Here is a 12548-nt window from a genome sequence, read left to right on the forward strand (position 1 = left end):
TTAAGACGGGCGCAAGCCGCGTTCGAGCCAGAGGCGGCTGGCGAGTGTCACCAGACCGTCGAGCAACAAGGCCAGCAGGGCTGTGCAGGCCGCGCCGAGCAGCAATTGCGGCTGATTGTTCAGGGCGATGCCGGGGAAGATCAGGCTGCCGAGACTGTTGGCGCCGATCAGGAACGCCAGCGGCGCCGTCCCGACATTGATCGCCAATGCCACACGCACACCACCGATGATGATCGGCACCGCGTTGGGCAATTCGACTTTCCACAGCACCTGGCGCGGGGTCATGCCGATGCCGACGGCGGCTTCCTTGAGCGAACCCTGAACGTTTTTCAGGCCTTCGTAGGTGTTGCGCACGATGGGCAGCAAAGAGGCGAGGAACAGGGCGAAGATGGCAGGACCGCTGCCGATGCCGAGGATGCCCAAGGCGATGGCCAGGACGGCCAGGGGCGGAATGGTGTTGCCAATGTTGAAGAACTGCATGAAACGTTCGGCACGGCCGATCATGGACGGGCGGCTGAGGAGGATGCCGGCAGGAATGCCCACGACAAGGGCGGCCAGCATGGAAGCGAGGACGAGAACCAGATGAGCTTGCAGGTAAAACAACAAATCGTCGCGGTAGTGTTCGATCGTGTTGATGCCGATCCATTGGATCAGCAGGGCCAGAAGGGCGAATACCAGCGCGCCTCCTATCAGCCCTTTGCCATAGTGGATAGCCACAGGCGGACTCCTTTTTTCAGTCGGCGAACACTTTCTCGTGTGGCAACGCCATTCCTGGCTGCCGAAAAAATGATCGCGATAAGCAGCTCATGCCGAGCGCGTTTCACTGTAGGAGCGAGCTTGCTCGCGAAAAACTTCAAGACAATGCGTACCTTCAGGTACCCAGCATTATCGTTGACGTCCATCGCGAGCAGGCTCGCTCCTACAGGGGGAAACGCACGACAATCGAGCCATGAGCACAGCCTCGTCAGGCCGAATTGCAGGTGTTTCAGGCCCCCGACGAGTGGTCGTTACGGGGGAGTGGACGTCTCCGTGCTTTAAAAGGTTCCCATCTGAAGCAGCATTTGGCCACCCCTAATGTGCTCAACGGTTCGGTTCTTCGATCAACTTGGGCTATAATCTGCGCCCTTTTTTGAATCACCTGCCAGGCGATTTCCCATGACCAAACAGGCCGCCGAAGTCGCGAAACGCCGCACTTTCGCCATTATTTCCCACCCCGATGCCGGTAAGACCACCATCACCGAGAAGCTCCTGCTGATGGGCAAGGCGATTGCGGTAGCCGGTACGGTGAAATCTCGTAAATCCGATCGCCATGCCACCTCCGACTGGATGGAAATGGAAAAGCAGCGGGGTATCTCCATTACCACGTCGGTCATGCAGTTCCCGTATCGCGAACACATGATCAACCTGCTCGACACTCCGGGCCACGAAGACTTCTCCGAAGATACCTATCGCACCCTGACGGCGGTGGACTCGGCGTTGATGGTTCTCGACGGCGGTAAAGGTGTAGAGCCTCGGACCATCGCCCTGATGGACGTCTGCCGTCTGCGTGACACGCCGATCGTCAGCTTCATCAACAAACTCGACCGTGACATCCGCGACCCGATCGAACTGCTCGACGAAATCGAAGCCGTCCTCAAGATCAAGGCTGCGCCGATCACCTGGCCGATTGGTTGCTACCGTGACTTCAAAGGCGTGTATCACCTCGCCGATGACTACATCATCGTGTACACCGCCGGTCACGGCCACGAACGCACCGAAACCAGGATCATCGAGAAGCTCGACTCCGATGAAGCCCGCGCCCACCTGGGTGACGAGTACGAACGTTTCATCGAGCAGCTGGAACTGGTGCAGGGCGCCTGCCACGAGTTCAACCAGCAGGAGTTCCTCGACGGTCAACTGACTCCGGTGTTCTTCGGTACGGCACTGGGCAACTTCGGTGTCGACCACGTCCTCGACGCCGTCGTTGATTGGGCGCCGCGTCCACTGGCACGCGTGGCCAACGAGCGCACCGTGGAGCCGGTGGAAGAGAAGTTCTCGGGTTTCATCTTCAAGATCCAGGCGAACATGGACCCGAAACACCGCGACCGCATCGCCTTCATGCGCATCTGCTCGGGCAAGTACGAAAAAGGCATGAAGATGCGCCACGTGCGCACCGGCAAGGACGTGCGGATCGGCGACGCGCTGACCTTCTTCTCCTCCGAGCGTGAGCAACTGGAAGAGGCGTTTGCCGGCGACATCATCGGCTTGCACAACCACGGCACCATCCAGATCGGCGACACCTTCAGCGAAGGCGAAGTCCTGGGTTTCACCGGCATTCCACACTTCGCCCCGGAACTGTTCCGTCGCGTACGCCTGAAAGATCCGCTGAAATCCAAGCAACTGCGCCAGGGCCTGCAACAACTGGCCGAAGAAGGCGCGACCCAGGTGTTCTTCCCGGAACGCAGCAACGACATCATCCTCGGCGCCGTCGGTGTGCTGCAGTTCGATGTGGTCGCCAGCCGTTTGAAAGAGGAATACAAGGTCGAGTGCTCCTACGAGCCGATCACTGTTTACTCTGCGCGCTGGATCGAATGCAGCGACAAGAAGAAGCTTGAGGAATTCTCCAACAAGGCTGTGGAAAACCTGGCGCTGGACGGCGGTGGTCACCTGACCTACCTCGCACCGACGCGGGTCAACCTGGCATTGATGGAAGAGCGCTGGCCGGACGTGAAATTCCGTGCGACCCGTGAGCATCACTAAGCGCTGAGTTGCAAAATCCAAAAGCCCCGTTGCGAAAGCTGCGGGGCTTTTTATTGTCTGGCGCAATTGCCTGTAGGGGCGAGCCTGCTCGCGATGATTCCAGCCGCGCTGCATTTATCCAGACAGAGCGTGTCATCGTTAGCCTCCATCGCGAGCAGGCTCGCTCCTACAGGGGGCTTCGTTGTTAGTTGAGTTGTGAATAACCCCTATTCCAAACCAGTCTCCAAACCCGCTGCATTTTCCCCCGCCAGATAGCGTCCAATCTGGAGAACCCGGCTGATCGGAACTAGATTTGACTCAGCACCAGACAGGCACTCAACGAAAGGAAGGAATCGGCTATGAACAGGTTGTTTCGCGTTTTACTGCTGTTGAAGGTGATGGTGATGCTCTCGCTCGGAGCTTCGACGGCGTGGGCCGAGTGTATCGATCACGGGGAGCAGGCTTCGAGCGGGCAGGCGGGTTATGCGGAGTTGATGATCGCCAAGTCCGAATCGGAACCGGGAGATCAGGGGCAGGGCGGTGCGGACAACGACGATGATTCGACCACCGACGAACCGGACTCCGATGAGGAAGAGGGCGACAGCCAGACGTAGTCGCTCTATTGCAGGCAAAAGAAAACCCCTTCTACCTGAGTGATGCGCATTCGAGGCGGAAGGGGTCGGGTTAACGCGTAATTACTTGAGCTACTCAATCCCTGTGGGAGCTAGCCTGCTAGCGATTGCGGTGTGCCAGTGAGCAGAAATGTTGACTGGTATGCCGCTATCGCCAGCAGGCTAGCTCCTACAGTTTTTTATGCCGCGCCGTCGAGGAATTGCTCGGCGTAGTGGCAAGCCACCTGGCGGCCGGCGATCAGGCGCAGGGCCGGCTCTTCAGTGCTGCAACGCTCGGTGGCGTACGGGCAGCGCTTGTGGAAGGCGCAGCCGGACGGCGGGTTCAGCGGGTTGGGCAATTCGCCTACGATCTTGATTTTCGGCTTGTCCGGATCCGGGTGGATGGCCGGCGTCGCCGACAGCAGTGCCTGGGTGTAGGGGTGCAGAGGTCGGGAGTAAATGTCCTCTTTCGTGCCCATTTCCACCGGACGACCGAGGTACATCACCATCACATGGTCGGCAACGTGGCGTACCACCGCCAGGTTGTGGGAGATGAACACATAGGCGGTGTTGAACTCTTGCTGCAAATCCATGAACAGGTTGAGTACCTGTGCCTGAATCGACACGTCCAGTGCCGAGGTCGGTTCGTCCGCCACCAGCACTTTCGGTTGCAGCATCATCGCGCGGGCCAAGGCGATCCGCTGGCGCTGACCACCGGAGAACATGTGCGGATAACGCTGATAGTGCTCGGGACGCAAGCCCACCTGCTTCATCATCGCCTGGACTTTCTCGCGACGTTCCGCGGCGCTCAGGTTGGTGTTGATCAATAACGGCTCTGCAAGCTGATCACCGACTTTCTGCCGAGGGTTCAACGAGGCGTACGGGCTCTGGAACACCATCTGCACGTCTTTGCGCAGTTGCTTGCGCTGGGCCTTGTCGGCACCGGCGACTTCCTGCCCGGCAATTTTCAAGGAGCCGGAGGACGGCTCTTCGATCAGGGTCAGGGCACGGGCCAGGGTGGATTTGCCGCAACCCGACTCGCCTACGACAGCGAGGGTCTTGCCGGCTTCCAGTTCGAACGACACGCCGTTGAGGGCGCGCACGGTGGCGTGACCCTTGAACAGGCCTCGGGACACCTCGTAGTGACGGGTCAGGTCGCGGGCGGTAAGAACGACGGCCATTACGCCACCTCCTGGTTCAGCGGGTAGAAGCAGCGAGCGAGGCTGTTGCTTTTCTGGTCAAGGGCCGGACGTTGTTGACGGCAGTTGTCTTTCACGTACGGGCAGCGTGGCGACAGCAGGCAACCTTGCGGGCGGTCGTAGCGACCGGGAACGATGCCCGGCAGGGTCGACAGGCGCGAGGCACCCAGGCTGTGTTCCGGAATTGCCTTGAGCAACGCTTCGCTGTACGGGTGTGCCGGAATGTCGAACAGTTGCGGCACCTGGCCGACTTCGACCGCCTGGCCGGCGTACATCACGCACACGCGCTGGGCGGTTTCGGCCACGACGGCGAGGTCGTGGGTGATCAGCACCAGGCCCATGTTCTGCTCTTTCTGCAACGCCAGCAGCAGGTCCATGATTTGCGCCTGGATGGTTACGTCCAGCGCCGTGGTCGGTTCGTCGGCGATCAGCAGTTTCGGTTCGCCGGCAATCGCCATGGCAATCGCGACACGTTGGCTCATGCCACCGGACAGTTGGTGCGGGTAGGCGTCCATACGGCTGGCGGCACCCGGGATTTCAACTTTTTCCAGCAGTTCGATGGCGCGCTTGCGCGCAGCCTTGCCGGACATTTTCAGGTGCAGGCGCAGCACTTCTTCAATCTGGAAACCGACGGTGTAGCTCGGGTTCAGGGCAGTCATCGGATCCTGGAAGACCATGGACAGGTCTTTACCCACGATCTGGCGACGCTGGCGATTGTTGAGCTTGAGCATGTTCTTGCCGTCGAAATTCAGGGCGTCAGCGGTGACGATCCCCGGATGCTCGATCAGGCCCATCAGCGCCATCATGGTCACGGACTTGCCGGAACCGGACTCGCCAACGATGGCCAGCACTTCGCCCTTGTCCACTTGCAGGTCGAGACCATCGACGACTGGCGTGGCGTTTTTGTCGCCGAAGCGAACGTTGAGATTCTTGATTTCTAGCAGTGACATGGGAATCTCCTCAGGCGGCGTTCTTGAGTTTCGGGTCCAGCGCATCGCGCAGGCCGTCGCCCATCAGGTTGATTGCCAGCACGCTGAGCAAAATGGTCAGACCAGGCAGGCTCACTACCCACCAGGCGCGTTCGATGTAGTCGCGGGCCGAAGCCAGCATGGTGCCCCACTCAGGGGTTGGCGGTTGTACGCCAAGGCCGAGGAAGCCCAGTGCGGCGGCATCGAGGATCGCCGAGGAGAAGCTCAGGGTGGCCTGAACGATCAGCGGCGCCATGCAATTAGGCAGCACGGTGACGAACATCAGGCGCGGCAGACCGGCACCGGCCAGGCGCGCGGCGGTCACGTAGTCGCGGTTCAGTTCGCCCATCACCGCAGCGCGGGTCAGACGAACGTAGGACGGCAGGGACACCACGGCGATGGCGATCACGGTATTGATCAGGCCAGGGCCGAGGATGGCGACGATCGCCACGGCCAGCAGCAGGGACGGCAGGGCCAGCATGATGTCCATCAGACGCATGATGCTCGGGCCAAGTATGCGCGGGAAGAACCCGGCGAACAGACCCAGCAGGATCCCCGGGATCAGCGACATGACAACCGACGACAAACCGATCAGCAACGACAGGCGCGAGCCCTGGATCAGGCGCGACAGCAGGTCGCGACCCAGTTCATCGGTGCCGAGCAGGAACTGCATCTGTCCACCTTCCAGCCAGGCCGGCGGGGTCAGCAGGAAATCACGGTATTGCTCGCTCGGGTCGTGAGGGGCAACCCACGGGGCGAAGATGGCGCAGAAAATCACCAGCAGCATGAACATCAGGCCGGCGACGGCACCTTTGTTCTTGGAAAACGCTTGCCAGAATTCTTTGTACGGAGACGGGTACAGCAGGCTTTGATCGACTGCTACCGATGGAATTGGAGTGGTCATGGTCATGATCTCAGCGCTGATGACGGATGCGTGGGTTGGCAAAGCCGTAGAGGATGTCCACTACGAAGTTGACCACAATCACCAGGCAGGCGATTAACAGGATGCCGTTTTGCACGACGGGATAATCCCGGGCGCCAATGGCTTCGATCAGCCATTTGCCGATGCCGGGCCACGAGAAGATGGTTTCGGTCAGGACCGCACCGGCCAGCAGGGTGCCGACTTGCAGGCCGACCACGGTGAGTACCGGGATCAGCGCGTTGCGCAGGCCGTGTACGAACACCACGCGTGCCGGCGACAGGCCTTTGGCCTTGGCGGTGCGGATGTAGTCTTCACGCAGCACTTCGAGCATCGACGAACGGGTCATCCGCGCGATCACTGCCAGCGGAATGGTGCCGAGCACAATGGCCGGCAGGATCAGGTGGTGCAGGGCGTCGAAGAATGCGTCCGGCTCGTCGGCCAGCAGCGTATCGATCAGCATGAAGCCGGTGCGTGGCTCGATGTCATACAGCAGGTCGATCCGCCCGGATACCGGGGTCCAGCCCAGACTTACCGAGAAGAACATGATCAGGATCAGGCCCCACCAGAAGATCGGCATCGAGTATCCCGCCAGGGAGACACCCATCACTCCATGGTCGAACAAAGATCCTCGCTTGAGTGCCGCGATCACCCCGGCCAGAAGGCCCAGGATGCCGGCGAACAACAGGGCGGCCATGGACAGTTCCAGGGTCGCGGGGAACAGGGAGGTGAATTCGCTCCACACGCTTTCACGGGTACGCAGGGATTCCCCGAGATCGCCGTGGGCCAGCTTGCCGATGTAATCCAGGTACTGGGCATACAGGGGTTTGTTCAGACCTAGGCGTTCCATTGCCTGAGCGTGCATTTCGGGGTCGACCCTACGTTCTCCCATCATGACTTCTACGGGGTCGCCCGGGATCATGCGAATCAACGCGAAAGTCAGCAAGGTGATGCCGAAGAACGTGGGGATCAGTAACCCCAGTCGGCGGGCAATAAAACTAAACATCGTGTGTTGTACCTCATCAGCCGGTTAGGCGTGCCCGGCATGCCTGGGTCAGGAATGCCGGGAGTTTTCTTATTACTTCACCTGGGTGGTGGCGAAGTTATTCGTGGTGAGGGGGCTAATGTGATAGCCCTCTACGTTGTTGCGCATTGCGGTAAACATTCTAGTGTGCGCCATGCTGATCCACGGCTGGTCCTGGTTGAAAATAACCTGGGCCTGTTCGTAGAGCGCTGCGCGTTCGGCCGGATCGGTTTTTTCCCGGGCCTGGTCGAGCAGCGCCTGGAACTTGTCATTGCACCAGCGTGCGTAGTTTTCTCCGTTCTTGGCCGCTTCACAACTGAGCATAGGCGTCAGGAAGTTATCCGGGTCGCCGTTATCACCCGCCCATCCGGCGGAAACCATGTCGTGCTCGCCGTTTTTGGCGCGTTTGAGCATTTCGCCCCATTCCATCACGCGGATGTCGATCTTGATCCCGACCTTGGCCAGGTCGGCTTGCATCATCTGCGCGCCGAGCATCGGGTTCGGGTTGGTCGGACCGCCACCGTTGCGGGTGAACAGGGTGAAGGTGGTGCCTTCCGGTACGCCGGCTTCCTTGAGCAGGGTGCGAGCCTTGTCCAGATCACGGGCCGGGTTTTTCAGGCTGTGGTTGTAGCCCAGCAGGGTGTCCGGGTACGGGTTGACCGCGGCGGTCGCATTGCCCTTGCCGAACAACGCATTGACGTATGCCTCTTTGTCGAAGGCGATGTCGATGGCTTTGCGCACCCGCACATCACTCATGTATTTGTGCGTGGTGTTCATGGCGATGTAGGAAACGGTCATCGCGTTCAGTTCATCGACTTTCAGCTTGTCGTCTTTCTTGATGCTCGGAATGTCATCCGGCTTTGGATAGAGCGCGACCTGGCACTCGTTGGCCTTGAGCTTCTGCAGGCGCACGTTGTTGTCGGTGGCGATGGCCAGGATCAACGCATCGGCTGGCGGTTTGCCACGGAAGTAGTCCGGGTTGGCCTTGAAGCGGACCTGGGCGTCCTTGTTGTAGCGCTGGAAGACGAACGGGCCAGTGCCGATCGGCTTGTTGTTCAGGTCGCCGGTCTTGTTCGCTTTGAGCAACAGGTCGGCGTACTCGGCGGAGTAGATCGAGGAGAACGCCATGGCGATGTCGGCCAGAAACGGTGCTTCGCGACGGGTCAGGGTGAACTTGACCGTGTTGTCGTCGACTTTCTCGACGCTCTTGAGCAGTTCCTTGAAGCCCATGCTTTCAAAGTACGGGAAGCCCACGCTCGACAGCTTGTGCCACGGATGATTCGGGTCCAGCTGACGCTGGAAGCTCCAGACCACGTCGTCGGCATTCATGTCGCGGGTCGGCTTGAAGTATTCGGTGGTGTGGAACTTGACGCCTTTACGCAGATGGAACGTGTAGGTCAGGCCGTCTTCGCTGATGTCCCAGGAGTCGGCCAGTGCCGGAATCACGTCGGTGGTGCCGGGCTTGAAGTCTGCCAGGCGATTGAAGATGGTTTCGGCCACGGCATCGGCGGTGACTGCAGTCGTGTACTGGACCATGTCGAAGCCTTCGGGGCTGGCTTCCGTGCAAACCACCAGGGGCTTGGCCGAAACACCGACAGCGACACTGAGCAACGCGGCCGCGATGGCCGCACGTAGGGGAAGCATTTTCATCAAGAACCCTCTGCAATCAGTTAAAGGACAAAAGCCGAACGGCCGATTCGTCACTGAATCAGCCGTTCGGCACGGGCATTACAGGATGTTGAACGGAACCGTGGTTACGAGGCGGAACTCGTTGATGCTGCCGTCAGCCTGGTTTTCGCTGGCACGGTGAGCGGTGTAGGTGCCGCGAATCGTGGTGGCCTTGAGCGGGCCGCTCTGCACGGCGTAGGTCGCGCCGATGCCGTATTCATAATGGTGTTCGCCATCCTGGGACTGGATGCCGTCGTAACCCTTGCCTGCCACGCCGCCGTTGCCGGTGTAGTGAGTGCCGTCGATACCCCAGCCGCGAGCCTGGTAGATGTTGAACTTCAGGCCTGGTACGCCGTATTCGGCCATGTTCAGACCGTAGGCAACCTGGAACGATTTTTCGTTCGGGCCGTTGAAGTCCGACAACAGGGAGTTGGCCAGGTAGATGCCGTTGGTTTCGTGCAGGTAGTCGAAGTACTCGTTACCGTTCACTTCCTGGTACGAGAAGGTCAGGGTGTGGGCCTGGTGGGTCAGTCCGAACGACAGCGAGTAGGTGTCGTTGTCGATGTCGCCGATCAGGGCTTTACCGGTTTCCTTGGTTTTGTAGTAGTTCAGGCCGGTGGTCAGGCTCAGTACCTGGCTGTCGCCCAGTACGTGAGAGGCGCCGAAGTAGTACTGGTTCCAGATATCTTCAGCCTGGGTCGCCCAGAGACTGGTGGTCAGGCTGGCGAACGGGTTGTAGGTGATACCGCCGGTGTAGACGTGGTCGGTTTCGACGATGCCGTTTGCGTATTCGGTGCGGAATTTGCGCTGGCTTTCTTCGGTACGCGGTGAGTTGCGGTCGAAGGTGGCCAGGTCGAAGGCCAGGTTGTTCAGCTCTTCGCTGTGGAGGGCCACGCCCTGGAAGCTCGAAGGCAGTGCACGGTTACCGATCACGTCGACCATCGGGCTGCTGAAGTTCATGCGGCCGGCGGTCAGGGTGCTGTTGGAGACACGAGCCTTGACGTTGGCCAGGCCCAGTTTGCTCCACTGGCCTTGAGCGTCGCCGCCCTCTTTGGTCAGGGTACGGTTGTTGCCCGCGCCTGGACGAGTGCCCGGTGCGCCGCCGTTGTTGGACGCCAGGTCTTTGCGGTCCTGGTCCAGTGCGATGGCGTTGTACGCCGCCACCTCAGTGCTGAAGCCAACGGTGCCTTCGGTGAAGCCCGAGTTGTACTTGAGGATGGTGCCCTGGACCCAGTTGATCCGGCGATCGGTCGGGGTCGAAACGCCGTCTTTCTTGTAGGCGAACTTTGCGCCGCGTTGCAGTTGTTCGTTGGCGTACCAGTTGCGCGTGGTGCCGGTGATCGACTGGCCTTCGATAAAGCCGGTGGCTTCGCTTTGGGCGCTTTTCTCGTTCACGGTAACCGGGGTGAAAGCCTGGCTTTGGGTTTCTGCGTAAGCCGTGGCGGTTACGCTGCTGATGGCCATGGCCAATAACGCGGTGCTGCTCAGTTTCATGGGTAAAGCTCCTTACTTTCTTTTTTTTATGCCGGTCTTTTTTTGTGATCCGGCTATTGGTTTAGAACTCATTCACGGCATCGCAAACGTTTGCTGTCAGCCAAATTGGCAAAAGACGGCAAAGCGTCTGCGTGAGGGCGGAACATCCGCCCTCCGGCATTTCTGGCTAATCGGTTATTTTTCTATGCTGACACCCGAGAAAACATTGCGACCGAACGGGCTCACCTTGAACCCTTCGATTTTGGCGCTCAGCGGCTGGTTGACCGTCGAGTGGGCGACTGGCGTCATCGGCACTTGCTGCTTGAGCAATTGCTGCGCCTGTTTGTAGAGCAGGGTGCGCTGGTCGCGGTCGGTGACGACCTTGGCCTGTTTGATCAGCTTGTCGTAAGCCGGATCACACCACATCGAGTAGTTGTTGCCGCCAATGGCGTCACAACTGTAGAGCGTGCCCAGCCAGTTGTCCGGGTCACCGTTGTCGCCGGTCCAGCCGATCAGGCTGATGTCGTGTTCGCCATTCTTGGTGCGCTTGATGTACTCGCCCCACTCATAACTGACGATCTTGACCTTGAGGCCGATCTTCGCCCAGTCAGCCTGGAGCATCTCGGCCATCAACTTGGCGTTGGGGTTGTACGGACGCTGGACCGGCATGGCCCAGAGGGTGATTTCGGTGCCTTCCTTGACGCCGGCAGCCTTGAGCAATTCCTTGGCTTTTTCCGGGTTGTAGGCGGCGTCCTTGATAGTCTCGTCGTAGGACCATTGGGTCGGCGGCATGGCGTTGACCGCCAGTTGCCCCGCGCCCTGGTAGACGGCATTGAGAATGCCTTGCTTGTTCACCGCCATGTCCAGCGCCTGGCGTACTTCAAGCTGGTCGAATGGTTTGTGGCGCACGTTGTAGGCGATGTAACCGAGGTTGAAACCGGGCTTCTCGATCAGTTGCAGGGCCGTGTCGTTCTTCAGTGCGGGCACATCGGCAGGGCGCGGGTGCAGGGTGATCTGGCACTCGCCGGCCTTGAGTTTCTGCACGCGCACCGAGGCGTCGGTGTTGATGGCGAAAATCAGGTTATCGAGCTTGACCCGGTCAGGGGCCCAGTAATGCTTGTTGCCGGTGTAACGGATGTTCGAGTCTTTCTGGTAGCTCTTGAACACGAACGGCCCGGTGCCGATCGGCTTCTGGTTGATGTCGCTCGGCTTGCCTTCGGCCAGCAGTTTGTCGGCGTATTCGGCCGAAAGGATGGCGGCGAAGCTCATGGCGATGTTCTGGATGAACGCGGCGTCCACGCTATTGAGCGTAAAGACCACGGTCAGTGGCCCGGTCTTTTCGACCTTGGCGATGTTCTTGTTCAGGCTCATGCCGTTGAAGTACGGAAACTCTGTCGGATAAGCCTTACGGAAAGGTTGCTGCGGGTCGAGCATGCGATTGAAGGTGAACAGCACGTCATCGGCATTGAAGTCTCGGGTCGGCGTGAAGTATTTGGTGGTATGAAACTTCACCCCTTCGCGCAGGTGAAACGTGTATTTGAGGCCGTCCTCGGAAATATCCCAGCTCGTGGCCAGGCCCGGTACGACGTTGGTCGCGCCTTTTTCGAACTCAGCCAACCGGTTGTACAGCGGCTCGGCGGCGTCGTTGTCGGTCGCAGTGGTGTACTGCGCCGTGTCGAAACCGGCGGGGCTGCCTTCGGAGCAGAACACCAGGCTGTTGTTGGCGGCCTGGCTGATGGAAGTGGCGGCCAACAGGCCGGTGCCCAGCAATGCGGATAAAACCAAGGTATGGCGCATAACGCTCCCTTCTCTCTCAAAGTGTTTTCAATGAGTCGCCGTCCCGTCCGCGGACGTAGAGGCATCACTGATTTCAAGCCATGCGCGCAGCATTAACCGATGACCCACGCGTGCACTGGTCAGATCCCGACGGTATGAGCCACGGGTCCGGCAGTAAATGCGTAGAGTCCT

Annotated in this window: 10 protein-coding genes; 2 read left to right on the top strand and 8 right to left on the bottom strand. The window is 59.6% G+C overall.

Annotated features, from left to right (window positions below):
* Positions 1–717, bottom strand: a complete 717-nt coding sequence (locus PSJE_RS13600; protein WP_057716454.1) for an ABC transporter permease — start codon at positions 715–717, stop codon at positions 1–3.
* Between the two features lie 438 nt (positions 718–1155).
* On the opposite strand from PSJE_RS13600, the gene PSJE_RS13610 reads away from it, so the two are divergent.
* Entirely contained in the window at positions 1156–2739 is a 1584-nt protein-coding gene (locus PSJE_RS13610) for a peptide chain release factor 3 (protein WP_057716453.1), read from the top strand.
* 338 nt (positions 2740–3077) lie between these two features.
* The gene (locus tag PSJE_RS13615) at positions 3078–3332 is read left to right on the top strand and encodes a hypothetical protein (protein ID WP_090453060.1); all 255 of its coding nucleotides are present in this window, start codon (positions 3078–3080) and stop codon (positions 3330–3332) included.
* A 197-nt stretch (positions 3333–3529) separates the two neighbouring features.
* Here the strand turns inward: PSJE_RS13615 and PSJE_RS13620 are convergent, their stop codons facing one another.
* From PSJE_RS13620 to PSJE_RS13650, 7 genes are all read right to left on the bottom strand, one after another.
* A complete protein-coding gene (locus tag PSJE_RS13620) occupies positions 3530–4510 on the bottom strand; it encodes a peptide ABC transporter ATP-binding protein (protein ID WP_057716451.1) in 981 nt (326 codons plus the stop codon).
* Positions 4510–5478, bottom strand: coding sequence for an ABC transporter ATP-binding protein (locus tag PSJE_RS13625; protein WP_057716450.1), 969 nt, complete (start codon positions 5476–5478; stop codon positions 4510–4512). The genes PSJE_RS13620 and PSJE_RS13625 overlap by 1 nt, the downstream gene beginning before the upstream one ends.
* A 10-nt stretch (positions 5479–5488) precedes the next feature.
* A complete protein-coding gene (locus PSJE_RS13630; protein WP_057716449.1) occupies positions 5489–6400 on the bottom strand; it encodes an ABC transporter permease subunit in 912 nt (303 codons plus the stop codon).
* Between the two features lie 10 nt (positions 6401–6410).
* A complete protein-coding gene (locus PSJE_RS13635; RefSeq protein WP_008051717.1) occupies positions 6411–7421 on the bottom strand; it encodes an ABC transporter permease subunit in 1011 nt (336 codons plus the stop codon).
* A 72-nt stretch (positions 7422–7493) separates the two neighbouring features.
* Positions 7494–9089: an ABC transporter substrate-binding protein gene (locus tag PSJE_RS13640; RefSeq protein WP_090453062.1), complete on the bottom strand. Its 1596-nt coding sequence runs from the start codon at positions 9087–9089 to the stop codon at positions 7494–7496.
* 78 nt (positions 9090–9167) lie between these two features.
* The gene (locus PSJE_RS13645; protein WP_057716447.1) at positions 9168–10601 is read right to left on the bottom strand and encodes an OprD family porin; all 1434 of its coding nucleotides are present in this window, start codon (positions 10599–10601) and stop codon (positions 9168–9170) included.
* A gap of 174 nt (positions 10602–10775) precedes the next feature.
* Positions 10776–12377, bottom strand: a complete 1602-nt coding sequence (locus tag PSJE_RS13650; RefSeq protein ID WP_057716446.1) for an ABC transporter substrate-binding protein — start codon at positions 12375–12377, stop codon at positions 10776–10778.
* Positions 12378–12548 lie beyond the last annotated feature (171 nt).

Origin of the sequence: Pseudomonas jessenii (genome assembly GCF_002236115.1) — a bacterium.
GTDB classification, from domain to species: Bacteria; Pseudomonadota; Gammaproteobacteria; order Pseudomonadales; family Pseudomonadaceae; genus Aquipseudomonas; species Aquipseudomonas jessenii.

Coding starts and splice junctions, on each gene's coding strand:
- PSJE_RS13610 (WP_057716453.1), top strand. CDS start 1,156: ATGACCAAACAGGCCGCCGAAGTCGCGAAACGCCGCACTTTCGCCATT.
- PSJE_RS13615 (WP_090453060.1), top strand. CDS start 3,078: ATGAACAGGTTGTTTCGCGTTTTACTGCTGTTGAAGGTGATGGTGATG.
- PSJE_RS13620 (WP_057716451.1), bottom strand. CDS start 4,510: ATGGCCGTCGTTCTTACCGCCCGCGACCTGACCCGTCACTACGAGGTG.
- PSJE_RS13625 (WP_057716450.1), bottom strand. CDS start 5,478: ATGTCACTGCTAGAAATCAAGAATCTCAACGTTCGCTTCGGCGACAAA.
- PSJE_RS13630 (WP_057716449.1), bottom strand. CDS start 6,400: ATGACCACTCCAATTCCATCGGTAGCAGTCGATCAAAGCCTGCTGTAC.
- PSJE_RS13635 (WP_008051717.1), bottom strand. CDS start 7,421: ATGTTTAGTTTTATTGCCCGCCGACTGGGGTTACTGATCCCCACGTTC.
- PSJE_RS13640 (WP_090453062.1), bottom strand. CDS start 9,089: ATGAAAATGCTTCCCCTACGTGCGGCCATCGCGGCCGCGTTGCTCAGT.
- PSJE_RS13645 (WP_057716447.1), bottom strand. CDS start 10,601: ATGAAACTGAGCAGCACCGCGTTATTGGCCATGGCCATCAGCAGCGTA.
- PSJE_RS13650 (WP_057716446.1), bottom strand. CDS start 12,377: ATGCGCCATACCTTGGTTTTATCCGCATTGCTGGGCACCGGCCTGTTG.